Source organism: Ammoniphilus sp. YIM 78166, assembly GCF_004522215.1.
Lineage (GTDB): Bacteria > Bacillota > Bacilli > Aneurinibacillales > RAOX-1 > YIM-78166.
The window spans coordinates 813,274-839,039 of record NZ_SDLR01000004.1 but is presented as its reverse complement, the minus strand read 5'-3'; the positions used below and the strand labels follow the sequence as shown (position 1 = coordinate 839,039).

Here is a 25,766-nt window from a genome sequence, read left to right as displayed (position 1 = left end):
GTATTCCCTTTTCGTATTAGGCTTCGACCGAGTGCTGCTGTTTGCGCTGCACCCAGAATTGAGCTCCTAAAATCGTTAATACAATCACTAATCCTATGATGTCCGTACTGCCTTCCGGGATAATCATCAGAAGCGCACCCGCGCCTAGGATGAGACGAGTCAACCAGTTAAAACGAGATTTAAAGTATCCTTCCACCGCTGCACTCAAGGCAATAACCCCAAGGAACGAGGTGAAGGTCACGGCGATAATATCTAGGACCGGCGGGAGCGGAAACTCCTTGGCATTCATCGCGAGCCCTGTGGTGTCAATCATCAGCATCGTTGGATTATAGACAAATAGGTAAGGCACGATAAATCCAGCCAGCGCGAGCTTCAAGGATTGGAAGCCCGTTTTCATCGGGTCTCCCCCCGAAATCCCGGCCCCCGCAAAAGCCGCCAACGCCACTGGCGGGGTGATGTTCGCAAAAATTCCAAAGTAGAATACAAACAAGTGTGCCACGAGCACCGGAACGCCAAACTCAGCCAAGACCGGAGCCGCCATCGTCGCGGTAATGATATAGCACGGAATGGAAGGCAGCCCCATTCCTAGAATCATCGAAGCAATCATCGTAAAGAAAAGAGTGAGGAACAAAGATCCTTGACCTAAATCCAAAATGGAGGACGTCATGACGGATCCAAAGGAAGTCAAGTTCACGACCCCAATGACAATCCCCACGACCGCACAAGCGACCATAACGGATAGAGAACCTTTCGCCCCGGCTTCCAATGCTTGCAGGATATCTTTGACCGACATACGGGTTTCTTTCTTCAGCATACTCACCAACACGGTGATCACAATCGTATAAAAAGCAGCATATCCAATCGGCAAACTAATATACAAGAAGTACACCAACGCTACAATCGGCAACAGTAAATGGCCGCGCGCTTTCAATACTTCTTTGACCCGAGGCAAACGATCCTTGCTTACCCCTTTTAGATCTTCCTTGCCTGCACGGAAATGAACCTGCGCGATGACGCCTACATAATACAGCAAGGCAGGCAATAACGCGGCTAGAGCAATCGTACCATAACTTACGCCTGTCGTCTCGGCCATGATGAAGGCACTGGCCCCCATAATCGGGGGTAAGATCTGCCCACCTACAGAAGCACTCGCTTCGACCGCTCCGGCAAATTCTTTTTTGTAGCCAATTCGCTTCATCAGCGGAATGGTGAACGCTCCGGTTCCTACCACGTTTGCAACAGCCGCTCCGTTGATACTTCCCATAAATCCGCTGGAGATAACCGCTACCTTTGCCGGTCCCCCTTGTTTATGTCCCGCGAGTGCAAGCGCCAAGTCGTTGAACAGTTGGCCCATTCCGGATTTTGCCAGGAAGGCTCCGAACAGGATGAACAAGAAGATAAAGGTAACAGACGCTCCGATCGCGGAGGAGTAAAGTCCTTCGGTTTTCAAATAAATTTGCCCAAAAATATCGCCTAGATCATAAGGTCGAGTCAACAGCTTATCCGGCATCCAATCCATATGACTGACAAACGGATACGCTAAGAAAATCAGGGATAGGATCGGCAAAATCCAGCCGGTAATGCGTCGGGCCGCTTCGAGCACGAGCGCCACCGTCAAGATCGCAAAGCCAATATCCGTCGGAGTCGGAATTCCTCCACGTGTGGTCACGATGGCTTGATACTCAATAAATAGATACGCCGTCGATGCGATCGAGAGGAGAAAAAGTACCCAATCGATGAGGGCAATGCGGCTTCGGTCCGAATTTCGGCTAGCCGGATAGATCAGAAAGATTAGGGCCATCCCTAAACCAACGTGAACCACTCGTTGTTTGAGCTCCGGCATCGGGTAATAGGTATTGTATAAATGGAACAAGGAATAAAGAATGGCTAGACTCGAGATAAAAAGAGCAATTTTGCTGTTGGCTAAAGTTCGAACGACGGATTCTCGGTCAAATTTTTCGAGTATTTCTTTTGTATTAGGTTCACTCATGGGGAATCCCTCCTTTTTCAATCAGATACTTAACATAGGCATAGGCCGGCAAGTGCGCCGGTTGGATGAGAACTTCTTCGTACGGGTCGGTGAGCTCGTATAAGTTGGTACGGCCCGACGTGGTTGTAAGCGTTGATTGGACGAGAGGAGAAACGACCAGACGGATCTCTTCCATCTCGCGTTGGACTTGCATTTCAATGTAACCGTCCTCGGTTAAGGTGGTGGGGCCTGTTACAGGGACGCCTGCCCCATAGGTTTTGAAGCGTGTTTTTTCTAGTGTCAATCCGGAATCGGTTTTATGGTAGGCTTCTATCCACTCTTCCTTTTCCACAGAATGAATCCACTGGATCGAAAACGAATCTTCGTTGAGATAATGAGTTTGATCCTGCCAGCTAACCTGGATCAGCTGCAACGGAAAGAAAAGCAGGGGCAGCATGAGCGTCAACACAAGCATGGCCCCTAAATTTCTCTTACTTCTTTTCGTCATAGTACTTTTGGGCACCCGGATGAAGCGGAGCAACCAAGCCGTTTTGAGCACCTTCTAGGGAGATTTCCTTCGCAGATTGGTGCGCATTGGCCAACGTATCTAAGCTTTCAAAGAAGGTCTTGGTCAACTTGTAGACATCCCCTTCACTTAGGTCAGAACGCACTACCAACGCATTCATGATCGCCGCAGTCGGGATATCCGCTTCATTCTTATACGTGCCAGCAGGAATCGTACCCGTTACAAAGTAGTTCTTCGTTTTCGCCAGCTCTTCAATCGCCGATCCTTCGATAGGAACAATCTTCAGGTCAAAGCTCTGCGCCAATTCCATCAAAGAAGAGTTCGGAATCCCGCTCGTTAAGAAAGCTGCGTCCAATTTACCTGCTTTTAAGCCATCCGCCGCTTCGGCATAGCCCAAGTAGTCGACTTTAATATCGTTGTACGTGATGCCATGAGCTTCTAAAAGGGTGCGGGCATTGACTTCTACCCCAGAGTTTTGTGCTCCAACCGCGATTCTCTTTCCTTTTAGATCAGAAAAAGTTTCGATTCCCGTGCTGTTGGAGGTCACGACTTGCACATAGTTCGGATAAAGAGCCGCGATCTGCTGTACGTTGTCTACTTTCTCGGTAAAGCTTCCTTCTGCATTGATAGCCTCGCTCAATACGTCACTCATCACGAAGGCCATCTCCACTTTGCCTTGCTTCAAAAGATTCATATTTTCAACGGAAGCCCCCGTGGTTTGGGTCTTCGAATTCACGCCATAAGTCTTGGAATAGATGTCCGTAAGGGAAGTGGCAAGGATATTATAAGGACCAGATGCTCCACCTGTGGCCACGGTGGCAAACTTCGTCTCTAGCTTGTCATCCGCTGCTGCTTCCTTCGGCGCTTCTTGAGCGGCATCCGTTTTAGCCGGTTCGATTGTCGTCGTGTTGGAACCTCCTCCACAAGCGGTGAGAACGCTTCCTAGCAAGAAAATCATAGATACTCCTGCAATAAAATGCTTTTTCATCTGTAAATCCCCCTTTGTATGTGTGTAAGCGATTTTAATTCGTTGACACATTACTATATAGCAAGAATGATGCCAAGTTAAAAAACACGATAAAAGGGAGCGTTCGAGGGGGAACGGCGGGATATACCGGCATTTTTTGCCGCTGGGTGGAGGTTTCTTCCGGCTGAAATTGCCGGGTTCTCGACAAAATTCGGGGAGTGACAGGCACTATCTAGTACCTAAGACTCTCTTCACAACCCTCTCGTTTTATGGTAAAAATATCTTATAACCTCGATAATCGCAAACTCACTGAAAGGTGAAGACGCAAAGCCACGGGCCTAAAGTTCCTTAAACAAACTATGGCAGCCGGGTTGCCGAAAGGAGATTCGAATATGTATACAGTCAATGACATTGAGATCCTCATTGAAACGAAGGAAAAGCTGAAGGACAATATCATGGACTCTTCACTAAACTGGAGAGAACGAATGGACCTATATCAATCCATTCAAGGCATTAACGCACAAATTCAAAAGCTGAGCAGCAGTATAGAACAAAGACCCTCTGCATAGAGGGTCTTTCTGTTTGTGAAATAGGTCTACCCTATTTCTGAGCAATGCGAGGTTTTGCCGGAACAAACAAATCGGCAATTCCAATAACCAAGGCGGCTAAGATGGCGCCCAAGATCGTCACTCGCATCCCGGCGAGGAAAAACTGGGTAAAGTAAATCACCACAGCACTCACGATAAAGCCAACCAGCCCGCGGCTGTAGGGAGAAATTCTCGGTCCCATCAGCGCTTCAATCCCCCACCCAATCAGGGAGATCAGGATAGCGGCCATAAACGCGCTCCAGAACCCAACGAGCTGAAAGCCAGGAACCATCCAGCCTACGATTAGCAATACAATCGCAGTTACGGCAAATCGAATCAGATGACGCATAATTGTCATGATGCAATCCTCCTTTCGAGTGTACCTTATGTTTTGTCCCTTTTTAAAAATAATATGTACGCTAGGCCCTACTTTCTATTTTTTTCAGCTTTTCAATTCCCCATTTAGCCACCACCGCATTCATCACATAAATGGGAACAGAGTAAATATGCTTCCATTTGATGGGGTCGTAGATCCCCATCCATTCCAGGAGCGGCTCAGAAATATAAGCAAAACTAAACGCAATCACAAGATTGACCCCCAAAAATGCCTTCCAACTCCTAAAAAACTGATAAACAAACATTTGTACAATTGGCAAGACAGAAACATCAAATGGCAATAAGGGGATACATACCGGAAGAAGCTGAATCGGATAACGCCACATCCCCCGATTCCAGCCATAAACATCCTGCAAAGAGGCAATGGTCGCGACAAAAAGTCCCACCGCTAAAATTTCTATGATTCTCCGTTTGTCCACCACTCTCCACCATAAGATCCAAGGTACGACAGACAAAACGACCAGCAACCACCATTGCCAAGTAAACAGTTCATAATGTAGCCAATGCTCATAATTAATCTGAACAATCTCGCTCTCCACTTGCTTCAGCCTATCGTACATAGTATCCCGTTTCCCCTCAACTATCGTCATTCCCTTTATTTTTTCCCTTTTGCGTACAAGCCAAACTACAGCCATCAAAGATGGTTACCTAAACCTCACAAAAAGGGTGTCCCCCAATTGGGAACACCCTCATTTTGCTTCGTGACTACGCGGCATGATCCTTTCGATCCAGACCATCATCCAGGCTGGCACCCTCTTCGCGACGTTTCACGGCCGAACGGAAGAAGAGATAAGTCACCACTACGGTAGTCGCGGCCGCTGCTACATAAGATAGATTCATCGGCAAGTTAAACCCGATTTTGGCATTGAAGATGTACGTAAACGTAGCCATCGTCATAAACAAAGCGGGAATCACGGAGATCCAGTAGTTTTTCTTCGCGATGAACAGATACATCGCCCCTACCCACAAGGCGATCATCGCTGTGGATTGGTTGGCCCAAGAGAAATAGCGCCATAAAATGCCGAAATCAATTTTCGTTAAGGCAAAGGAAATCACGAACAACGGCACAGCAATCCAAAGACGGCTGGCAAGCTTTTTCTGGGACAGGTTAAAATAGTCCGCAATGATCATTCTGGCGCTACGGAATGCCGTATCTCCAGACGTGATCGGGAGAATAATAACGCCTAGAACCGCTAGCGTACCCCCAACGGCACCCAGCATCATCGTCGCCACTTCACTCACGACCGCTCCTGGTCCGCCATTTTTCAATACTTCATTTAATCCGTTTCCATCTCCGAACAAGCTCATGGCAGCTGCAGCCCAGATCATGGCGATAATCCCTTCCGCAATCATCATGCCGTAGAAAATGCGGCGGCCTTGCTGTTCATTTTGCGTGGTACGAGAGATAATTGGCGACTGCGTCGCATGGAACCCAGACAATGCCCCACAAGAAATCGTCAAGAATAAGAGCGGAAAAATCGGTAAATTTTCAGGGTGCATATTGGTCAGAGAAAGCTCAGGAATCGGAGCTCCCGTCAGGATCAGAGACCCCCCAACCCCGATCGCACTAATCAAAAGAAGCGCGCCAAAAATCGGATAGAGGCGACCGATCACCTTATCAATCGGCAATAGGGTAGCAATAATATAATAAACGAAGATAATTCCAACAATGACACTTAAACTCATCCAGCTAGAAGTCAGGTTGTGCAGCAATCCGGCTGGTGCAGAGACAAACACCGTACCTACAAGCAATAGCAAAAGCACAGCAAAAACGTTGACCACATGCTTCATCGCAGAGCCCAAAAACTTTCCTGCCAGCTCCGGCAAATGCGCACCGCGGTTGCGGATGGAAATCATCCCTGTCAAATAGTCATGAACCGCTCCAGCGAAGATACATCCTAAGACGATCCAGAGGAAAGCAACAGGTCCATAAAGTGCTCCCATGATCGGTCCAAAAATCGGTCCAACCCCTGCAATATTCAAAAGCTGAATTAAAGAATTGCGATGAATGCCCATCGGCACGTAATCGACGCCGTCTTTCTTCGTGATCGCAGGCGTAGGCCGCTCTGCCTTCACTCCGAAAACCCTTTCAACAAACTTTCCATAGATGAAATAGCCAACGATGAGAAGAATAATACCTGCAATAAATGTATACATGTGAAATCCTCCTTCCAATGATTCGTGCCTTCAGTATAGCGTGAAAGCGTGAACACAGGAGGTTTTCACCAACAAGATGCAGAAATTGCCCCTTAACATGTCCGTTTTACCAATTAACATGCTACAGCTCTAGGCGATCCCGAAGCGATTTCACATAATTTCGGCTGACTGGTAAGGTCTCTTTTCGTCCCATCAGCTCCAGATGGTAGGCTCCATTAAACCAAGGGATCAGCTTTTGGATATAGTCTAGGTTGACGAGGAAGCTTTTATGAATGCGGACAAAGGCGTAATCCTTAAGCCGCTGCTCTAGCTCTTTTAAAGTCAGCTTGATCTCATACATCTGGTTCTCCGTGTAGATATGCGTACTATTTTCCTCACGGGATATATAGACCATTTCGCTCGGAGAAAGATAGACAATTTCTTTTTCTCCTTCCACCGCTAATTTTCCTTTTGGAGTCGCCTCCGGCTCTACCGGGGTCATCTGAAGCGCCCGTTCAATCCGCTGAACCGTCACGGCCAGCTGTTCTTCATCAAACGGCTTAAGCAGGTAATCGATCGCCTGGTAACGGAAGGCTTCCGCGGCAAAATTTGGATAGGCGGTGGCAAAGACAACCAGCGGGGGCTTTTTGAGCTTTTGAATCACTTTAGCCAGTTCCATCCCTGACATCTTGGGCATTTCAACATCGAGAAAAATTACATCTGGCTCCATGTCCGCAATCTGAGCTAGGCCCGCCGTCGCGGATTCCTCTGCGCCCATCACTTGAATCGAGTCATGGGCCTCTAGCAAATGCAACAGCTCCTCGCGAGAATAGCGTTCATCATCGATAATTAGCGCTTTGATACGTTTTTTCATCCGTCGATCCCTCCTTCTTGAATTTGGGGACATTAAAATAAACGAGCGTGCCTTGGCCTAGATGGCTTTCCACTTGAATGGCCGATTCTTCCCCTAGCATCATCGTGAGGCGCCGATTCGTATTATAAAGTCCAATCCCCGTTCCCTCGGCGGAGGCCAGCTGCTCCTTTCCAAGCTTCTGAAGCCGCTCACTCCCCATGCCTTGACCATTATCCTGCACACTGACCCGTGCTCCATCCTTCCCCTTTTCCACCCGAATCACGATCTCACAATCCTTCTCCATCCCATGGATTCCATGCTTAATGGCATTTTCCACGATGGGCTGCAGGGTCAAAGGGGGGATCTCGTAATGAAGAACTTCCTCATCCACCTCATAGCTTACTCGAAGCTTGTCCACAAAACGGGCTTCTTCAATATTCAGGTAAGCCTTCACCTGATTCAGCTCCGCTTCGATCGTGGTCCATGACGTGGTGGTACCGGTAAGATTTTGCCGGAAAAAGTGAGATAACGAAACGAGCAGCTTTCGCGCCTTCATCGGATCTGTACGAATGAGCGACACGATTACGTTCAGCGCATTAAATAGAAAATGCGGACTGATCTGCGCCTGCAAGGATTTGATCTCCGCTTCCTTGGCCAACTTATGGTAGCGGTCGGCTTCCGCAATTTCTAGCTGGTGGCTAAGCAGGGTGGACAGTCCTTTGATCAGCTCCATAGCCAGAAACGAAACCTCCTTCCCTTCTCGAAAATAAAAAATGATCGTCCCAATCGTCTCCTCCTTGCGTTTCAAAGGAGCAATCACAGCAGATGGGGCTTGTACGACGGCCAGCTCCCCAGCTTCGAGCACCCTCCTGATCTCCGCCGCTCCGATCCTTTCCCTTTCCCTTTCCCTTTCCGCGCCCACATGAGCCAGGATCACTTCGCCATCTGTCATGGCAACCGCCTTGACCCCCACCTCATTATGCACCAGTTCACAAGTCGCGCGGGCCGAATCAGCCGTCAAACCTTTCCGCATATGCTGTAAAGTAAGACTGGCCAGCCGCAGGGCTTTTTGCGCTTGAATGGCACCCGCGCGCTCTTCTTCGTTTAATACATTTCGAATGATCAAAATAAATAAACTGCATCCGACTCCATTTGCGAGGATCATGGGCAATCCAATACTTTGCACGAGCAGCCAAGCCTCCGTAAAAGGACGCGCCACCAGAAGAATTACCAGCATTTGAATCGCTTCGGCAAGCGCCCCAACTGCGAATGCCGTGGGAAGCTCCAGCCTGCGCCCTGGCATCTTGTGATGGAACCATCCTGCCAACCATCCCGCAAGTAGAGCGGCCCCCCCGCACGCCACATTCGTGAAGCCTCCCAGCAAAAATCGGTGAATCCCTGCGATCAGCCCTGCTCCCAAACCGACCCGGTAACCTCCTAACAATCCTGCCGCAACCACGCCGATTACCCGAGAATTAGCCAAAGCTTCTTCTTCATCCAAGGCAACGGACCATCCGGAGAACTCCCCTAAAGCGGGGTTGAAGGCAACCCCGGTATACGTCCCGATAATGCCAAAAAAACCGAACATCAGCATCACGACGCCCTCCCGGGAACGAGTGACCTGCTGCCGGTTCATCGTCTGGCGGAAAAAAGCAAATCGGGTCATGACGAAGGCCACCGTCACAATAATACCCATACGCTCTAACATGACGATCAGCAAGTCATACACAGCGTTGTTCCTCCTGTCGTTTTTTTTATAATCCACATAATAAAACCTCCCCAGCGTTTTACGCAAGGGAGGTTTTATTATGGTGCAGCAACATATTCAAAATAATTCTTCTCGGTCTCCCAGATTCCGATCTTGTGCAGTTGCGGTAAATGAGGTTCGAGCATCTGATACACCACCATCGCAACGACTTCTGACGTCGGATTCAAATGCTTAAACTCTTCCACCTCATAATTCAGATGCTTATGGTCAAGCTTAGAAAGTACTTCCCGCTGCACAATCTCATCCAAATCGGCCATATTCGTAACCATCCCTGTGACCGAATCGATTTCCCCTTTGACGCTGACTTCGAGGTAATAATTGTGGCCATGACCGTAGGGATTATTGCACTTCCCAAAGATTCTCTGGTTTTCTTCATCGCTCAGCTGGTCGCTATGCAGACGATGCGCCGCGCTAAAGTGGTATTTTCTCGTGAATTGCACCAAGGGTCCTTCCTCCTTCTCGGCAAATAGGAATGCATGTTCATACAGCCTGATTTTCTGAAGGGTATGAGGCCTAAATTTATCCTTCAACGTATTCCAAAGGTATTTTACGATATTCTCGGTAGTCGGTACGACCGTTTCAAAATAAGGATGTTCCCGATTCAAGAACCGCCCATCAAACTCGTTTTCGATGACATCCTTGATTACTCGATCCATATCGGTAATGTTGACAACGATCCCAGACTTAACATCTAAAGCTCCTTCGACCGTCACTTCTAAACTATAATCATGCCCGTGGCCATAGGGACTGCTGCATGGCCCAAAGATCTGTCGGTTCTTTTCCTCACTCCAGCTCGATATCCGGTAATAATGGGCAGCGGAAAATCCAACCTTTCTCATCAGTCGCATAGACATCTCTACACCTCCTTTCTACACAGGTAACATTTACCTATTTCAATTCGACTATATCCAATCAATCCCTTTAGGACTTTTGTCACATTTTGTCGGATTAGAAAGAAAAAAGGGACTCCCACGAAGGAGGCCCACTACACTTTCTTATTTTTGTTAAACCTTACTGATCTTAGTCATGGCAGCTTCTTGAATTCCCTGAAACAACCGATTAAAGTCTTCAACCGATAACGGCTTGCTAAACAGATAACCCTGTGCCTCATTACATTGGAGTTCTCGCAAGAGATCAAGCTGCTCCTCCGTTTCGACTCCTTCAGCAATCACATTTACCTTGAGCTGGCGGGCCATGGCCATAATCGTACTAATAATCATCGCATCGGATTCATCGCCAATATCCCGCACGAAGGATTTATCAATTTTGAGGCAGTCAATTGGAAACTTCCTCAAGTAACTTAAGGAAGAGTAGCCTGTGCCAAAATCATCGATGGCAATCTTCACCCCAAGGTTTTTCAGGGCTTGAAGCTTAGAAATCACATATTCCTCGTTATACATCGCGATGCTTTCCGTAATCTCAAGCTCCAGGTACTGTGGATCTAAGCCAGTTGCCTCCAGCGCCTCTTTGACTTGATCCACCAGGTTGATTTGCTGGAACTGGTGCACGGACAGATTGACGGAGATCCGCATAGGCGGGAATCCGTTTTCTTGCCACTGCTTATTTTGTTTGCAGGCTGTACGGATGATCCATTCTCCCATCATGCTGATTAATCCCGTTTCTTCTGCTAAGGGAATAAACTCCATCGGGGAAATCATGCCCAAATCCGGATGATGCCAACGAATCAACGCTTCATTCCCCGTGAGAATTCCCGTCTGAATATCCACCTGGGGCTGATAATGAAGAATGAACTCCCCTCGCTCCAGCGCTCGGCGCATCCCTTTTTCCAACAGCGCTCTTCGCTGAATCGCCTCATTCATATCCGAACAGTAGAACTGGTAGTTGTTTCGGCCTCGCTCCTTTGCCCGATACATGGCCATGTCCGCATTATTGACAATCGCCTCTACATCCGTGCTATCGGTAGGATAAAGACTGATTCCGATACTTACCGTTATGAAGAACTCGTTACCTCCATAAACGAACGGCTTTTCAAACTCTTTCTTGATACGTTCCGCCGTCTCCTTCGCCCTCTCCCGCTGACTATTCGGAAGCAGCAGCAAAAATTCATCTCCGCCAATGCGAGCCAAGGTTTCTCCGTCCTGTAGAAGACTCGTCACGCGCTCCGCTGCCGCTTTGAGAATATGATCTCCCGCGGCATGTCCCAGCATATCATTGACAAATTTGAATTTATCCAGATCCAAAAACAAGATCGCAAACGAGGATTGGTTGGCTTCAGCGGCCTTTTCCGAAGTGATCTGGTTAAACAATCGCAGGTTAGGCAGACCGGTCAGATAATCGTGATTTGCCTGGTATTGAATTTCGTTTGTATAGTTGAGCAGGTTAGTTGACATCTTATTTACACCGTTGGATAGCAAGCCAAGTTCATCTCGGCGGTCAATTTTCACCTGGGACCCAATATTGCCTTCCGCGATCTCATTGACTTTCTGCAGAATTCGGTTGAGTGGCCTCACAATGTAGTCGGCCAAGAGATAGCTGATGCAAAAAACAAAGACAAGGACAATCACAGAAATAATCAGACTATTGAGCAGCTGCTTATCTAGCACTTCTTGTACCACCTTATAATCGGTAACAATTCCGATCACATAAGGCGTTTCAGCCAGAATAGGAATAAAGCTCTTTAAAACAGCTTGGCCACTCCATTCCGCTAAGAAGCTAACGACGTTTCCCGATTCCATCGCCATTCTTACCGCTGGAACATCCAACTCTTCTTGTTGAAACTTATAATCGCCAAATTGGATTTCTTGATTAGCCAGCTCCACAAACTTTTGGCCATTCTGTTCGGTATACACAGGCGGGTGTCCAAATGTCCGTGGATTAAAGCCGGTAATGGATAATAAAACCGGGTTGCTGCTTAAAGTTTTTTGAATGACGGCTACGGGACCAATCTGATCCTTGAAATCCATGATCTGCTTGTCTCGCATATAGGGGCTGATGATATAGTTGGTAGTCCCATCGTAATAATAGCCCCATTTATCCACATGATTAGGGTCGGAAGCGGAGACGTTCATCGGGCCTGCCCAATAATTTTTGAGCTTTTGCCCTTCAGGGATCGTCACCTGCTTGTGTTCAAATAACTGCTGGAAGGCTGTATACCAATAGCCCCATTCCTTGGTACTCAGATCTCGTTCTTTCGGATCGGATGATTTTACCCCTCTGATATCATCCTGCTCCTGAACCATTAAAGTGATATAGGATACGCCAAGCTTTTCACTTAGAGCAACCAGTTCTTCATCAGAGACCTTCTCGATGTCTGGATCCAGGGCATACTGGGCAGCCAAGCCAGCCACACGCAACTTTTCCCCAATCAAATCTTCTACGTAATTCGCTCCATACTGAGAGTGCTCAATGGAAATGCTGATCTCCTTAGCCAACAGCTCCATCTGCTTCACTTGGTCCTGCTGCAAGAGATCTTGGGTATAAAAATAGAATAGGGTGTTATTGATGACCAAAACAATGGTTACAACTGAGGAAAAGATAATGGCTAATTTCTTTTTTAACGACATAGCTACAGCACTCCCTTAGGAGGTGTTACCGTGATATCATCTATTCTCACATGGAGGGGGGTCGTTGCAATAAAGCTGACCACGCGAGCCACATCGTCAACATGAAGCATATCCTCAGCCGAAAATCCTTCTGCATCCTTCCAAATATCCGTATACGTAGCTCCTAAATGTAGATTCGTAGTAAAAATATGATACGGAGCCCACTCTTCCCCTAATACGCCGCCAAATCCCCTAAGCGCATGCTTAGAAGCGGCATAGACGGTATTGAAGGGGAGCTTTCGTTCGGTGGCAATCGAACTCACATTGATAATGCGACCGCCCCTCTGCCTTAGCAGTGGAAAAGCTTTTTGCGTGCACTGTAAAATCCCCAGTACATTGGTCTTGAATACATTCTCCCACTCCTGAGTCGTGATTTCCTCGAAGGCTTTAAACACGCCAACTCCTGCATTATTCACCAGCACATCGAGTGATAGCCGATCTTTTCCAATCTGATTCATTGCTATTTCCACATCTTCTTCACTTGTAACATCCAGTTGAAGAGGAATCAGATGTTCACTCCCGGTATCCGCTACTTCCTCACGAGTGGTGGCATACACGGTAAAACCATGATGGACTAGATCCTGACTAATCGCCCGCCCAATCCCTTTTAGCCCTCCAATAACAATAGCTGTCTTGCCCAATTCTCCCCCTCCTTCCTTTCTTTTCGGACAACATACGAGTGGCCGAAGATATCTATCCATCTCTCATAATGATCATATCGTTTTTTTTCCTTAATCCAATTTCCATTAAGTCGGAGAAGAGAACGTTTCACTCGATCCTCCATCTCTCCCTGATCCACATGGTAATTATACTCTTCAATCTTCCCATGTTTCAGATGAAAATATATCCACTCAAAAGGAGCTGAGACCCTCAATCCGTCCCCTGCTGGCACTGGTCGGGGAACCCGGCTGCTCTTGCATGACCTTCCAGGCATTATAAACTGATAGACTACCGAATGATCCCCTATCAGATCAATATCATCGGTATAATCAAAGGCATTAATCTTAATAGGAACATCCCCTAGCTCCCGTTTTAGTCCCTTAAGTTCATAAAGGGAAAAAGGAATCTCTGAACGTTTTGTATACTCTTTCTCCTGCAGATACTCCAGGTTAAAGTCTTCGATGATCTGATGAACCGAGGCCTCAATACCTAGGGTTGAAAGTCTCTTGACAGCCGTTTGAATCGCAATCCTTGAGTTATCGCTTGCAATCCATCTCCGATTCATTTTTTGGGCGACAAGGGGCAGCGTTCCACTTCCACAGTAGAAATCACCCACGAGTGCGCCGGCCTCGGTCGTCATATCGAGTATCCGCTCGATTAGCTTTTCAGGCTTTTGGGTAGCATAATAGGTATTTTCTGCTTGCATGTCATCGTAAGTTCCAATATCATCCCAAACGGAGGAGTAGCACTTCTCTGCTTTCTTCGTGAACGCTTCCGATTTCGCATAAAAAAACAAGGTTTCATGGTTTAACCCAAACTGAGCCTTTTGGTAGACCGGACCATTAGCAAACTTCCAAACCACTTCGCCGAGAAATTGTCTCTCTCCAAACACCTCATCAAGGATGACCTTTAAATAATGCCCTTCTTTTTGTGAAGTATGAAAGACCAAGATCCCTTCATCGGCTAACAGATGCTTGGCGACCTCTATTCTCTTTCTATAATCATTGCGATAATCCCCGGGATTAAAAAAGTTTCTTATCGTTTTCCATTCGTTCCACGGATCCACAATCTCTTCTTTTAATTCCTCACTGTATGACGAAAAGACCCATCCTGAATTAAAAGGTCCATCAAAATAGATCATACTAAATTGCCCTTCGTATCCTTGCTTCTTTAATTCTTGCATGATAAGAAGATTATCACCATAAAAAAGTCCACATGATGAGGACCACTCGGGTTGAATGACCATAATAGATACCCTTTCCAATATGCTTCTAAGCTTATTTTAAAACCAATAAGGAATAAAGACATGAATCTATTATCCTACTTATTATCCTATAGTTCGTACTAAAGTTCTATATAAGTAAAAATTGGATAAAAAATATAGCAAATTTTGTTAATACGACTTAGAATAAGATTATCGTAATAATATTGGCGGTGATTCGATGCAGTTCAAGGGAAGAATGATAAGCTCCCTTTTCGTCCTGTTTCATACTTTCTATTTTCTACTATTCTATGATTTATCCATCTCAGAGCATCCCATTTCCTTTTACTTGATGACAGGCAGCTTCACTCTATTTGGATGGCTGTTAGGCTTTCAATACGATAAAGCAATGTACTTCTCAGCGAAAGACCCCTTAACCCGCGTCTACAACCGCAGATTTGTCACCCAACGCTTCGCGAAACTTGCCAACCATGCCTTAAAGAACAACAGTACCTTTTGCTTGTTCATCCTCGACTGCAATAATTTCAAAACGATCAATGATACCTATGGCCATAAAATGGGAGATAACGTACTATCCGGCCTCTCGAAAATTCTTAAGGAAAACACCAGAAGACAAGACATTGTCGCTAGGTGGGGTGGAGATGAATTTGTCATCCTTGCCTGCCTGCACCATCCGTCCGCGATCTCAAGCTTTCAACACCGCTTGGATCAAAACATAGCCAAATTATCTCTCTCCATGAAAGTCGACATCAGCGTGTCCGTCGGTGTCTCGGTTTCTCAAGGAAAGATGAAGTCCCTTCAGGAGATGATCCATGAGGCGGATGAGAATCTTTATAGTCAGAAACGATTGTTTCGTCATGGAATAAAAAAAGAGATGGCTGAGTAAAGAGTCACGATATCCATGAAACCTATGTATTATTATACAATTATTGGATATTATAATTCACATATACAATAGTCCGTCAAATAAAGAAATTTGCCGTAGAGGACTCCTTATACTGTTAAATGGAGGGCGACAATTGAAAACCGAACATCACTCTAGATTAACGGCCCCAGAAATAGGTAATCTTTGGACCCAATATTTAAATGATACGGCGGCAATTTGTTTTCAAAAGTATGCGGTCGCGAAAATCGAGGATGAAGATATCCGATTGTTATATCAATTTGCCCAAGAGCTATCAGAGCGTCATGTAAAAAGGATTAAGGAATTTTTTATACAGGAAAACTTTCCAATTCCCCACGGTTTTACTGATCAGGATGTAAATATAAATGCTCCGCGCCTTTTTGACGATGCACTTTTCTTAAACTATTTGTATGTCATGTCATTGCACGGCATAGATGGTTATGGAGCGGCTGTGACTACTTCTATTCGCTCGGACCTTAGATCATACTATATCAAGTGCAATATGGAAGGCATGATTCTCTATCATCGAATTATGGAAGCTATGCTGGCAAAAGGGCTTATGGTCCGCCCTCCTTATATCAATCCTCCTGAATTGGTGACTTTCGTTAAACAGCCTGATTTTTTAACCGGATGGATTGGAGAGCGACGTCCGCTAACTTCTGTAGAAATTAATAGCATCACGTTTAATTTGATAAAAATGAATCTGCATAGCACCTTAAAGGTTGCCTATAGTCAAGTTGCTCAATCACAGAAAGTCCGAAATCATCTGTTGAGAGGACTTGATATATCAAATAAGCATATCGAGATTTTCAACTCGCTGCTTAGTGAAGATCACCTCAATTCCCCTATTTCTTGGGAATCAAGAGTGACAAACTCCACCACTTCGCCTTTTTCGGATAAATTGATCATGTTCCAAATCCAAATGTCAACTATCACAGCCGTAGCGTTTTACGGGTTAGCTTTATCGGTATGCAGCAGAAAAGACCTGGGCACACATTATTTGCGCCTTATGGGTGAGGTGTTAGAGTTTGGTAAAGATGGAGCCGACCTCATGATCCAAAACGGTTGGATGGAGGAACCTCCAACAGCCGATGACCGTAAAGAATTAGCGAAAAGATCATAATATTAAAAGAACCTGGTGAGTTCACCAGGTTCTTTTAATTCTGTAAATCCACACCACGAACTACTGTATAGCTTTTTCTTGCGTGCTAAAATCATACTCATAACAAACCTGATACAACTGAACAATCTCCTCGTGGGTCGGCACCTTCGGATTGTTGCCCGGGCTTCCGCTCGCCAGCGCATCTGTCGCCATCTTGGAGACCAATTCCTGGAACTTCGCTTGGTCAATCCCCCATGTCTTCATGTTCGGGATCTTCAAGTCTTGGCAAAGCTGCTTCACTTCAAGGATCACAATATCCGCTAGCTCTTGGTTGGATAGGTCTTTCCATTCTGGCTTGATGATTCGACCAATCTCCGCTAAACGTTCCACTGCGCTCTCCTTCGTGAATTCCAAAACGGCTGGAAGCAGCATCGCATTAGAGACTCCATGAGGCACATGGAAAAGCGCTCCGATCGGACGGGACATGCCATGAACTAAGGTAACGGAAGCATTAGAGAAAGCCACTCCAGCCAACATGGAGCCTAAGGCCATTTTATCTCTAGCTACTACATCCTCCCCTTGGTTGTAGGCTTGACGGAGGTTATTCATGATCAGCTCGATCGCTTGCAATGCCATCGTGTCCGTGACCGGCTGGGAACGGCGGGATAGATAGGCTTCTACCGCATGGCACAAAGCATCCACTCCGGTTGCCGCCGTGACGGATGGTGGGCAGGAAAACGTCAAGACAGGATCAACAATGGCGATCGCTGGCAAAAGTTCCGGCTGCTTAATCATCATTTTGACATCCGTCGCTTGATCGATAATGACCGTCACAGAGGTTACCTCTGACCCTGTCCCTGCCGTCGTAGGCACCGCAATCAACGGCAACGGCTTCTGAGTAAAGGGCTTGGTGTTGCCCACATAGTTGCTGATGGTCCCCTCATTGGTCACCATAACGGCGACAGCCTTTGCCGTATCAATACAGCTTCCGCCACCTACAGCGACGATCACATCGCACTGCTCTTCATGACAGATCGCTAGCGCTTCCTTAACATGAACGTCCGTCGGCTCCGTGTCTACACCGAGATATTTGGCAGTCTCAAGTCCTTGCTCTTCCAGATACTTCTCACAAAGGGCTACATTGCCGATCTTGTCCATGATCGGATCGCTGATAATTAAGACTTTCTTGCCCAACAACTGGGCTTGCTTTCCTACTTCACCGAAAGATCCTTCTCCATATAATATCCTGCTTGGCATAAGTAATTGATGAAAGGCCATGGTTATCCCCCTTTGAAATGCTGATGACGCTTTCTTTTAAATGCAATTCTTATACCAAAACATCCCATGGCTCTATACCAAGCCTCCTCTTCAACGGAGTGTAGGATCTCCCTCCACCATCGAACAAAAACCAGACACTTTAAGACACACCAACAACATTACAATTGATATTTCTTCAGCTTTTCATAAAGCGTCGATCGATGAATCCCTAGTCGCTTCGCCGTCGCGGCCTTATTGCCTTTTTCTTCGATTAAGGCTTGCACAATCCATTCCTTTTCGTTGTCCACAATCAATTCTCGCCAATCCCTGTCTTGCGGCACTCTGCTAGGTGGTTGCGTCACCGCAGGCTCGGGCATGTCCTTAAGATAGGGAGAGAAAAAATGTTTGGGCAAATCCCCTCGCTGAATCACGCTTCCTTCTGCCATTCCAATCATCAGCTCCAAGGTATTGACCAGCTCACGGATGTTTCCCGGCCAAGAGTAGCTAAGCAGGACTTCCATGGCCTCCTTCGTGAAATCCTTGGGCTCAAAACCGAACTTTCGGCACAAGCGATCCATGTGAAACTCAATGAGAAAAGGAATATCCACTTTTCGTTCTCTTAGGGCAGGGATATGCAGGCGGATAATGTTGAGTCTGTAAAATAAATCGTCCCGAAACAGCCCTTTGTGTACCATCTCCTCAAGGGGTTTGTTAGTGGCCGTAATAATCCTCACGTCCACTTCCGTTTGGGTTAAGCCTCCGACTCGCTCCACCACTCGCTCCTCTAGCACACGAAGGATTTTCGCTTGCATATACAGCGGCATATCGCCGATTTCATCTAAGAAGATTGTCCCTTTATGAGCCAATTGGAACTTACCCGGTTTACCGCCTTTTTTAGCCCCTGTAAAAGCGCCCTCTTCATAGCCAAACAGCTCCGCCTCCAGCAATTGTTCGGGGATGGCCGCACAATTCACGCCGACAAATTTGCCATCCGCATACGCGCTTTTTTGGTGGATCGCTCGCGCAAACACCTCTTTTCCCACGCCGCTCTCTCCGGTAATCAGGACTGTCGAGGGCACTTTTGCGGCCCGACTGGCAATCCGCTTAATCTCGGTAATAGCGGGACTTTTCCCAATAATCCCATCCAATTGATTTTTTTCCTTATCGCCTGCCTTCCGAGACAGCCCCTGTAAACGCTGTAGAATCTTATAGACCTCAGACACACCCTGAAAAATCAGCATCCCGATGGCCCCAACGACGACGCCATCCCGCCAGATCGGGATGCGATGAACGACCATGTCCTGTCCAAAAATCCGCTGAATCACTCCGCGCTCCGCGATGCCCGTTTCAATGCAGCGATGGACTTTGGTATTTTCAATGACTTCTGTGACATGCTTGCCAATCGCTTCTTCTCGTTTAATCCCTAAAAACTCACTGTACGCCTGATTCAGTTCTTTAATGATGCCTTGAGCATCAATCACTACTACCCCTTCAAAAGCAGAGTCCAGTACCGTCTTTAATGTTTCGACCATGTTTTCTGCGTCTTGCAGGCGTTGAGATAGAGACTCCAAGGTCGGTTCCGACTGCAACATGGTTCACCTCGTAGATTTGACTTTCTCTAAGTGTAAAGGAACCCTTGATTGTTGGAAAGCAAAAAAATAGGACTCCACACGGAGGTGGAATCCTGATAGCTTGGGCGGGGTGACCCGACCTTGGGGCCGCCCAATTCCGGCGGGCGAACGCCCATTCGAGGGCGGGATGCGACCAATTATTCGGTGGTTGCGCCCAATCCAGAGCGAGTCGCCCAATTCCGGCAGCTAAACGCCCAATTAAGGGTCTGAAGCGACCAATTATTCGGTGGTTGCGCCCAATGCCGACGGGCGAACGCCCATTTGAGGGCCGGAAGCGACCAATTAATCGGTGGCAGCGCCCAATCTATTAATACCTAGCCGTTAACATCTTCTTACGTGTATAGAATTCCACTCCATCACGACCATTGGCATGCAAGTCGCCGTAGAAAGACTTCTTGTAGCCGGAGAATGGGAAGAACGCCATCGGTGCTGGCACGCCTAAGTTTACGCCGAGCATCCCCGCATCAATATCCTCGCGGAATTGGCGAATAGCTTTTGCACTGTCGGTGAAGAGACACGCGCCATTCGCAAAATCGGATTTATTCGTCAGCTCAATCGCTTCATCCAGATCGTTCACGCGAACAATCGATAATACCGGAGCAAAAATTTCATCGTTCCAGATGGTCATACCAGGCTTCACCTGATCAAAAATGGTCGGTCCAACAAAGTAGCCTTCCCCGCTCACTGCTGCGTCCAAGCGACCGTCACGAACAAGCTCTGCTCCTTCTTTTTCCCCGATCTCGATGTACTTCAGCGTACGCTCTTTGTGCGGATCCCGAATGACTGGACCCAAGAATACGCCTTCTTCCATTCCATTTCCGATGCGAATCTCTTCAGCTGCTTGCTTTAAACGGCTTACCAGTTCATCCGCAACATCGCCAACCGCGACTACTACTGCGCATGCCATGCAGCGCTCTCCAGCAGATCCAAAAGCAGCACCGATGATGTTGCTTACTGCGTTATCTAAATCAGCATCCGGCATCACAATGGAATGATTTTTCGCTCCAGCCAACGCCTGAACACGCTTGCCGTTAGCAGCTGCTGTTTTATAAATATACTCTGCCACTGGCTGGGATCCCACGAAGGATACCGCTTTTACATCTTCATTTTCCAAGATTCCATTTACTACGTCATGTGCCCCATGAACAATGTTCAACACTCCTGCTGGCAGTCCAGCTTCTGTGAACAATTCGGCTAAACGATTGGCCAATATCGGCGTACGCTCGGATGGCTTCAATACGAAAGTGTTTCCGCACGCAATTGCCAGCGGGAACATCCAGCAAGGTACCATCATTGGGAAGTTAAACGGAGTAATTCCCCCTACTACTCCGATTGGGTAACGATACATACCAGATTCCACTCCGGTAGCGATGTCTGGAAGCTGATTTCCCATCATCAAGGTTGGAGCCCCTGCCGCAAATTCCACACACTCGATTCCACGTTGTACTTCTCCGTACGCTTCTTCATAGCTTTTTCCGTTCTCTAGCGTTACTAGGCGCGCAAGCTCTTCCCAGTTTTCGACCAACAGCTGCTGGTAACGGAACAAGATACGCGCACGGCGAGGAACTGCAACCTTCTTCCAGGATTTAAACGCTTCATTTGCCACAGCCACCGCTTGGTCCAAATCTTCTCGGGACGACAGAGGCACCCTTGCTAAAACTTCCCCTGTCGCAGGATTTGGAACCGTATCCACCTTTCCGGAAGTGGCTTCTACCCACCTGCCTCCGATATAATTCTTCAACATTTGAACTTCAGTCATGGTTGACATGATCATAACCCCTCTCCGTGAACTCACTTTATTTCATTAGCAACTTTTATGCCAAGTCTCGAGACAACATAAATCAACACTTCTACCCTAGCCCCCCTGAACACACCCCATCAAAAAACCGACACTAACCAGACAGACCATTTCATCAGCCAGACACTTTAACCATGAAGCACCTCTTGGACGCGGCAAACAAGAGCTACCCTGTCCCAATGCAACCCTCTCCTCCGAAATCGCATGAATTACGATCATCTCGGACGGACCTCATACCCCTCTACCTTCACTCCATACGAGATCGACTCCAGATACTTTAACAGGTCCTCTTGCTCTTTCTTACTGATCGCGGTAACCTGGTTGCTTTTGATATAATAAGGCTTGAACTCTAATCCAACCTTATCCTTCTTCAATTGCACTGTTAAAAGCCCCGTTTGGGCTGTTGGTCCTTTCACATAGTCCGGGAAAACGAAGTTTCCGATCGAATAGGCAATCGGCTTTCCCTTGTAATATTCAAACCCCTGAAGAACATGCGGATGAGCTCCGACGATCCCATCTGCTCCGGCGTCAATCATCTTTTTAGCAAAACTCCTCTGCCAAGCTTGAGGGCGGGTATCCCGTTCGACTCCCCAGTGGATGTAGACTAGTAAGTAATCGGTGTCCTTTTTCTCTCGCTTGATGGCTTCGAGTACTGGACCCTCTTGATAGGCGCTGGCCATGCCTGGACGATTTTTCTGAGCATACCAAGTCGTAGACGGGAGGAACCGTGAGAACGCCATGAATTTGATCGTCTTTCCGTTGATCTCCACTTTTTCCGCACGAAAAGCTTCTTCTAGATTGATGCCTGCCCCAATAAACTTCAAGTCCTGTTCTTTTAGATACTTGAGGGTATCCAGGAAGCCCTCTTTTCCGTAATCCAGCGCATGATTATTCCCAAGCGAAACCATGTCAAAGCCCGCGTTTTTCACACCCTTCAGCGAGATCGGATCCGACCTGAAATTAAACTTTTGTACAGAATCCTTCTCCCCACGGTTCGTCACAGCAGTCTCTAGATTAACTATGGCATAATCTGCTTTCTGTACTTCCTCTTTTACAAATAAAAAAGGATAATCTGGTCCGTGCTTTCGTACCGCAGTCTTAACCGACCCATCAAACATCGCATCTCCGGCAAACAGAATACGAATCGGAGGCAGAGCTGCTTCGTACTGTTTCCGCAGGTTGTCGAGCTTGGCTTGGTCCATTCCCTCCTGACTGACTACGATGAACCCTCGATCATACGTGACCTTCCAATCCAGTACTTCAACTAACGCACGCAAAGGAAGATACGTTCTTCCCTTGATTAATTGGACAGGAACGTCAAGTTCCACCCACTGTTCCTGGACTTGCATTCTCGGTTGTCCGACAACCATGGAAATCTGTTTGCCCTTGACTACGATGGTAATTGATTGATTCGTCTCTTCCCAACCTACGGTGGCCCCTAGCTGCTCCGCGATAAACCGGGCAGGTACAAGCGTTCTTCCCTCTTTGACAAGAGGAGGATCAATCGGTTTGGTAGATGCGCCAATCAGAGCATAGGGCTGATCTTTAGCCAACAAAATGGGGGGAGCAGACGTTGCTTCCGCCCGGAAGGTGGTGGTTAACAAGAAAAACAATAGGAAACCTAATCGGAATATCATACTTTCCTCCAGAGTTGTTAGTTAATCAAACTAATTTGACACGGAGGAGGTGCTTTCCTTCTTTTGGCTGCGGCATGTTGCTTGGAGATCCATTTTTCACAAGGCTCCTGATCATCCAGGCTCTTTAATACAATGGTTATTGAGCCAAGCCGTGCTAATTCTCATGAAACTCACCCACGGTTCGTGCCCTGAAACGGAGGGATCGCTTGGTTGAGGTACCGCCTGGCTCAAGTTTTCGGGTAATTTTAGTCTAGTTTTTTATGAGTACTCTCAACTTTGGTTTAGAGCCTCCGATTTCATGCTGATTTTTTAGGTAACTAGGCTTTTATTTTTCATCCTCGCCAGGTCCGGGAAGGCTTGTTTCCCTTTCGGGTCCGGATGATCACGAAACCGACCATTTTGCTCCCATACCAGTAATGATTCCAAGACCTCGCGAAGGTTTTTGAAGTTTGGAGTGATTTTGGACTACTTTTTCTAAGAGCATCTAAACTTCGGGTTAGAGTCTCTGATATTTAAGCTGCTTTTTTAAGTAATTACGCTTTTTTTTTATGATCCTTGTCCGTTCTCGAACCCCATAACTGGCGTCCGGGTCTGTTTGGTCACGAAAATTTGGTTTTGCTCACGAAAAGATGGCCGATGCTCACGAAAGGATGCCGTTTGCTCCCATACCTGGAACAATTCCAAATAACCAGCCTACTTTGATCACGAAACCGAGCGTTTTGCTCCCAAACCGATAATGATTACAATGAACTGGAGGACCTCTTTATGTTTTTTCGAGGTTGGGAGTNGGACCTCTTTATGTTTTTTCGAGGTTGGGAGTGATTTCGGTCTACTTTTTCTAAGAGCAATCTAACTTTGGTGCAGAGCTTTCAATTTCAAGCTGCTTTTTTAAGTAGTATCATCCCATTCCCATACCGGGTTCGGATGAACACTTATAGTCATTTCACTTTGGTTGCCGGGCCCCCATTCTCACAGAAACCGCACTTTTGCTCACTGATCCGCAACATAAAAAGCCCTCCCAGAATCGGAAGGGCTCACCTCCATATTATAAATCTACAAACACCGTCCGCGACTGTGCATCCCACTCTACTATGGCCCCCAAGGCTTCACTAATAAAGCGCAAAGGCACCATCGTCCGACCGTTCTTGTTCCGTGCAGGGGCATCTAGAGATACCTTCTTACTATTCACCTGGGCTACCTTTGAACCGATCTGCAGCTGAACGATCGTTGCACCTTTAAACGCGGTTACCGTCTTGGTCCTCTGATCCCACACCACGTCTGAACCCAACGCCTCAAAAATTCCCCGCAGTGGCACCATGGTACGTCCTTCTTCGATATAAGGCGCGATGTCATAGGTTTGTACTTCATTGTTTACGACCACACGAATCACCGGCTGAGCCGTATAGTCAGACCTACTTGGCAAAGGATTTTTTGGTTCTTCCTTCACAGGTTCTTCTTTCACAGGTTCTTCCGGCACCGGCTTATCCTGTACTACCTTCTTGCCCACCAGCTCCGTACCTGGAAAATAGAAACCTAGAATATCTCTATAGCTGTGTCCTTGGTCCGCCATACTTTTCGCCCCATATTGACTCATTCCCACACCATGGCCGTAGCCTCGGCCTGCAAACTGAAAGACCGTTCCATTATCGGTTAAAGAATCTATGAATGTACTTCGTAAAAATCGAGTACCGATCATGTTACGAATGGAGCTGATTGGAATGTCTTCATAAAATACCGAGACTGGCAAAACCGCCCCGTTCTCTCTCACCATAAAATCAACAGCCATGCTGCCCCTCGTCCTGCGTTCTCCACTCGTTCGCTCTTCGGAAATCGACAAATGAGGGATGGAGACAATCTTGATTTCTTTTCCGGCATATCCATTTTGCATAAGCCAAGCCTTGATGGACTGGGCCATTTCCCCGTTCACCTCAGTGGCTGCTCCCCACCAGCTATCGGGCTGGGTGAGATCCTTATCGGTCAAGTCGATTTGAACCTTATGGAGATCTAGATTCCATTGGATTTTCGGGTCATAGGGATCCGGCTTTGCAGATAAGTATGCAAGGGGTGGGCTGTTCCAGATATGATGGTTGGACTCTAGCATCCCCCCGTTGCTGGAGGAGTAGACGGCTTCCACCCATTTTCCATTAAACTTCAGCACTTGCCCTTCGGTTTCTTCGACTGCTTTTCGTACATTGGAATTGGTCGATAATCCTCCGAATACCTGATACCTCACCGTATCATCTATCGTTTGATCTAATTTCCCCATCACATAAGTCCGAGCGAGAACCGCCTGGGCTTTCAATGCTTCTAGATTCCAAGCTACTGGCATTTCCTGCGGGACGACACCGAGTACGTAATCTTCAAGCAGAAGTCGATTGGTGGGACGGACCCGATTGCCGTTTTCTACGGTAAACGTCATTTCCCCTAAGTAGGATCTGTCCTTTATCGTTATGTAGTGATCTCTATTGTAAGTCTTGGGTGTAAAGGTGACACTTGTCCCCTGGTTCGTGTTCTCATTCCATGACAGCTGTCCATTATCTACTCTGACTTTCACCGAACTTCCTGATGGGATCAGGGTACCTCCTGAGGTGACGTAATCTCCTTTCACTTGAATCGAAAGCTCGCTAGGGCTACCAACATAATTTACGAGTTTAATAGATACATAGTGCGATTCAGCCGCTGCGTGGGGGGACGGAATAATCAAGCTGAACACAGTAAGCATCATCATAAGTAAAAATCCTCGCTGCACGTTTTTCCTCTCTCCTTTTTCTACTGTTTTTTTCCATACTA

General features: G+C 47.0%; 21 protein-coding genes and 1 riboswitch. Of the genes, 4 read left to right on the top strand and 17 right to left on the bottom strand.

Going from position 1 to position 25,766, the window contains the following annotated elements; genetic code table 11:
* Positions 1-16 precede the first annotated feature (16 nt).
* The 3 genes from EIZ58_RS20655 to EIZ58_RS20645 are packed head-to-tail and all read right to left on the bottom strand — an operon-like array spanning position 17 to position 3,483.
* The gene (locus EIZ58_RS20655) at positions 17-1,990 is read right to left on the bottom strand and encodes a TRAP transporter permease (RefSeq protein ID WP_134702744.1); all 1,974 of its coding nucleotides are present in this window, start codon (positions 1,988-1,990) and stop codon (positions 17-19) included.
* Positions 1,983-2,477 carry a DUF1850 domain-containing protein gene (locus tag EIZ58_RS20650; RefSeq protein WP_134702743.1) on the bottom strand — a complete coding sequence of 165 codons (495 nt, stop codon included), beginning with the start codon at positions 2,475-2,477 and terminating at the stop codon, positions 1,983-1,985. Before EIZ58_RS20650 ends, EIZ58_RS20655 begins: the two co-directional genes overlap by 8 nt.
* Entirely contained in the window at positions 2,461-3,483 is a 1,023-nt protein-coding gene (locus tag EIZ58_RS20645; protein WP_134702742.1) for a TAXI family TRAP transporter solute-binding subunit, read from the bottom strand. Before EIZ58_RS20645 ends, EIZ58_RS20650 begins: the two co-directional genes overlap by 17 nt.
* A 268-nt stretch (positions 3,484-3,751) precedes the next feature.
* A riboswitch (cyclic di-GMP riboswitch) is annotated at positions 3,752-3,841 on the top strand.
* A gap of 13 nt (positions 3,842-3,854) precedes the next feature.
* Between EIZ58_RS20645 and EIZ58_RS33645 the strand changes: the two genes are divergently transcribed.
* Complete coding sequence (locus EIZ58_RS33645) at positions 3,855-4,031, top strand: hypothetical protein (RefSeq protein WP_167577841.1); 177 nt, start codon at positions 3,855-3,857, stop codon at positions 4,029-4,031.
* A gap of 31 nt (positions 4,032-4,062) precedes the next feature.
* Here EIZ58_RS33645 and EIZ58_RS20640 read toward each other — a convergent pair whose 3' ends face one another.
* The 9 genes from EIZ58_RS20640 to EIZ58_RS20600 all read right to left on the bottom strand — a co-directional run bounded on the left by EIZ58_RS20640 (position 4,063) and on the right by EIZ58_RS20600 (position 14,608).
* Entirely contained in the window at positions 4,063-4,407 is a 345-nt protein-coding gene (locus EIZ58_RS20640) for a phage holin family protein (protein ID WP_134702741.1), read from the bottom strand.
* A 61-nt stretch (positions 4,408-4,468) separates the two neighbouring features.
* The gene (locus EIZ58_RS20635) at positions 4,469-5,035 is read right to left on the bottom strand and encodes a CBO0543 family protein (RefSeq protein WP_167577840.1); all 567 of its coding nucleotides are present in this window, start codon (positions 5,033-5,035) and stop codon (positions 4,469-4,471) included.
* 115 nt (positions 5,036-5,150) lie between these two features.
* Complete coding sequence (locus EIZ58_RS20630) at positions 5,151-6,602, bottom strand: carbon starvation CstA family protein (protein WP_134702739.1); 1,452 nt, start codon at positions 6,600-6,602, stop codon at positions 5,151-5,153.
* Between the two features lie 121 nt (positions 6,603-6,723).
* Positions 6,724-7,455 (bottom strand): LytR/AlgR family response regulator transcription factor, encoded by a 732-nt coding sequence (locus tag EIZ58_RS20625; protein ID WP_134702738.1) that lies wholly within the window; start codon positions 7,453-7,455, stop codon positions 6,724-6,726.
* Positions 7,421-9,199: a LytS/YhcK type 5TM receptor domain-containing protein gene (locus tag EIZ58_RS20620; RefSeq protein ID WP_370297756.1), complete on the bottom strand. Its 1,779-nt coding sequence runs from the start codon at positions 9,197-9,199 to the stop codon at positions 7,421-7,423. The genes EIZ58_RS20625 and EIZ58_RS20620 overlap by 35 nt, the downstream gene beginning before the upstream one ends.
* A gap of 41 nt (positions 9,200-9,240) precedes the next feature.
* On the bottom strand, positions 9,241-10,056 hold the full coding sequence (locus tag EIZ58_RS20615; RefSeq protein ID WP_240689242.1) for a 6-carboxytetrahydropterin synthase: 816 nt from the start codon (positions 10,054-10,056) through the stop codon (positions 9,241-9,243).
* A gap of 150 nt (positions 10,057-10,206) precedes the next feature.
* On the bottom strand, positions 10,207-12,726 hold the full coding sequence (locus tag EIZ58_RS20610; protein WP_134702737.1) for a bifunctional diguanylate cyclase/phosphodiesterase: 2,520 nt from the start codon (positions 12,724-12,726) through the stop codon (positions 10,207-10,209).
* A gap of 2 nt (positions 12,727-12,728) precedes the next feature.
* Positions 12,729-13,406 carry an SDR family oxidoreductase gene (locus EIZ58_RS20605; protein ID WP_167577839.1) on the bottom strand — a complete coding sequence of 226 codons (678 nt, stop codon included), beginning with the start codon at positions 13,404-13,406 and terminating at the stop codon, positions 12,729-12,731.
* Positions 13,373-14,608, bottom strand: a complete 1,236-nt coding sequence (locus EIZ58_RS20600) for a DNA methyltransferase (protein WP_167577838.1) — start codon at positions 14,606-14,608, stop codon at positions 13,373-13,375. The genes EIZ58_RS20605 and EIZ58_RS20600 overlap by 34 nt, the downstream gene beginning before the upstream one ends.
* 259 nt (positions 14,609-14,867) lie before the next feature.
* Between EIZ58_RS20600 and EIZ58_RS20595 the strand changes: the two genes are divergently transcribed.
* Positions 14,868-15,533, top strand: coding sequence for a GGDEF domain-containing protein (locus EIZ58_RS20595; protein ID WP_134702734.1), 666 nt, complete (start codon positions 14,868-14,870; stop codon positions 15,531-15,533).
* 133 nt (positions 15,534-15,666) lie between these two features.
* Positions 15,667-16,674, top strand: a complete 1,008-nt coding sequence (locus EIZ58_RS20590) for a DUF3231 family protein (RefSeq protein ID WP_134702733.1) — start codon at positions 15,667-15,669, stop codon at positions 16,672-16,674.
* Positions 16,675-16,734: 60 nt separating this feature from the next.
* Here EIZ58_RS20590 and EIZ58_RS20585 read toward each other — a convergent pair whose 3' ends face one another.
* Positions 16,735-17,931: an iron-containing alcohol dehydrogenase gene (locus EIZ58_RS20585; RefSeq protein ID WP_134702732.1), complete on the bottom strand. Its 1,197-nt coding sequence runs from the start codon at positions 17,929-17,931 to the stop codon at positions 16,735-16,737.
* A gap of 158 nt (positions 17,932-18,089) precedes the next feature.
* Complete coding sequence (locus tag EIZ58_RS20580) at positions 18,090-19,502, bottom strand: sigma-54 interaction domain-containing protein (protein ID WP_134702731.1); 1,413 nt, start codon at positions 19,500-19,502, stop codon at positions 18,090-18,092.
* Between the two features lie 120 nt (positions 19,503-19,622).
* Between EIZ58_RS20580 and EIZ58_RS34895 the strand changes: the two genes are divergently transcribed.
* Positions 19,623-19,751, top strand: coding sequence for a hypothetical protein (locus tag EIZ58_RS34895; RefSeq protein ID WP_255438354.1), 129 nt, complete (start codon positions 19,623-19,625; stop codon positions 19,749-19,751).
* Positions 19,752-19,848: 97 nt separating this feature from the next.
* Here the strand turns inward: EIZ58_RS34895 and EIZ58_RS20575 are convergent, their stop codons facing one another.
* The 3 genes from EIZ58_RS20575 to EIZ58_RS20565 form a co-directional block, all read right to left on the bottom strand.
* The gene (locus tag EIZ58_RS20575; RefSeq protein ID WP_134702730.1) at positions 19,849-21,309 is read right to left on the bottom strand and encodes a CoA-acylating methylmalonate-semialdehyde dehydrogenase; all 1,461 of its coding nucleotides are present in this window, start codon (positions 21,307-21,309) and stop codon (positions 19,849-19,851) included.
* Positions 21,310-21,554: 245 nt separating this feature from the next.
* Positions 21,555-22,976 (bottom strand): CapA family protein, encoded by a 1,422-nt coding sequence (locus EIZ58_RS20570; RefSeq protein ID WP_134702729.1) that lies wholly within the window; start codon positions 22,974-22,976, stop codon positions 21,555-21,557.
* 1,045 nt (positions 22,977-24,021) lie between these two features.
* Positions 24,022-25,725 (bottom strand): SpoIID/LytB domain-containing protein, encoded by a 1,704-nt coding sequence (locus EIZ58_RS20565; protein WP_167577837.1) that lies wholly within the window; start codon positions 25,723-25,725, stop codon positions 24,022-24,024.
* Between the last annotated feature and the right edge of the window lie 41 nt (positions 25,726-25,766).

Bases quoted from the DNA above. Each gene is read 5' to 3' on its own strand.
- EIZ58_RS33645 (WP_167577841.1), top strand. From the start codon at position 3,855: ATGTATACAGTCAATGACATTGAGATCCTCATTGAAACGAAGGAAAAG.
- EIZ58_RS20655 (WP_134702744.1), bottom strand. From the start codon at position 1,990: ATGAGTGAACCTAATACAAAAGAAATACTCGAAAAATTTGACCGAGAA.
- EIZ58_RS20610 (WP_134702737.1), bottom strand. From the start codon at position 12,726: ATGTCGTTAAAAAAGAAATTAGCCATTATCTTTTCCTCAGTTGTAACC.
- EIZ58_RS20625 (WP_134702738.1), bottom strand. From the start codon at position 7,455: ATGAAAAAACGTATCAAAGCGCTAATTATCGATGATGAACGCTATTCT.
- EIZ58_RS20570 (WP_134702729.1), bottom strand. From the start codon at position 22,976: ATGATATTCCGATTAGGTTTCCTATTGTTTTTCTTGTTAACCACCACC.
- EIZ58_RS20580 (WP_134702731.1), bottom strand. From the start codon at position 19,502: ATGTTGCAGTCGGAACCGACCTTGGAGTCTCTATCTCAACGCCTGCAA.
- EIZ58_RS20595 (WP_134702734.1), top strand. From the start codon at position 14,868: ATGCAGTTCAAGGGAAGAATGATAAGCTCCCTTTTCGTCCTGTTTCAT.
- EIZ58_RS20630 (WP_134702739.1), bottom strand. From the start codon at position 6,602: ATGTATACATTTATTGCAGGTATTATTCTTCTCATCGTTGGCTATTTC.
- EIZ58_RS20640 (WP_134702741.1), bottom strand. From the start codon at position 4,407: ATGACAATTATGCGTCATCTGATTCGATTTGCCGTAACTGCGATTGTA.
- EIZ58_RS20650 (WP_134702743.1), bottom strand. From the start codon at position 2,477: ATGACGAAAAGAAGTAAGAGAAATTTAGGGGCCATGCTTGTGTTGACG.
- EIZ58_RS20585 (WP_134702732.1), bottom strand. From the start codon at position 17,931: ATGGCCTTTCATCAATTACTTATGCCAAGCAGGATATTATATGGAGAA.
- EIZ58_RS20575 (WP_134702730.1), bottom strand. From the start codon at position 21,309: ATGTCAACCATGACTGAAGTTCAAATGTTGAAGAATTATATCGGAGGC.
- EIZ58_RS20600 (WP_167577838.1), bottom strand. From the start codon at position 14,608: ATGCAAGAATTAAAGAAGCAAGGATACGAAGGGCAATTTAGTATGATC.
- EIZ58_RS20615 (WP_240689242.1), bottom strand. From the start codon at position 10,056: ATGTCTATGCGACTGATGAGAAAGGTTGGATTTTCCGCTGCCCATTAT.
- EIZ58_RS20635 (WP_167577840.1), bottom strand. From the start codon at position 5,035: ATGACGATAGTTGAGGGGAAACGGGATACTATGTACGATAGGCTGAAG.
- EIZ58_RS20645 (WP_134702742.1), bottom strand. From the start codon at position 3,483: ATGAAAAAGCATTTTATTGCAGGAGTATCTATGATTTTCTTGCTAGGA.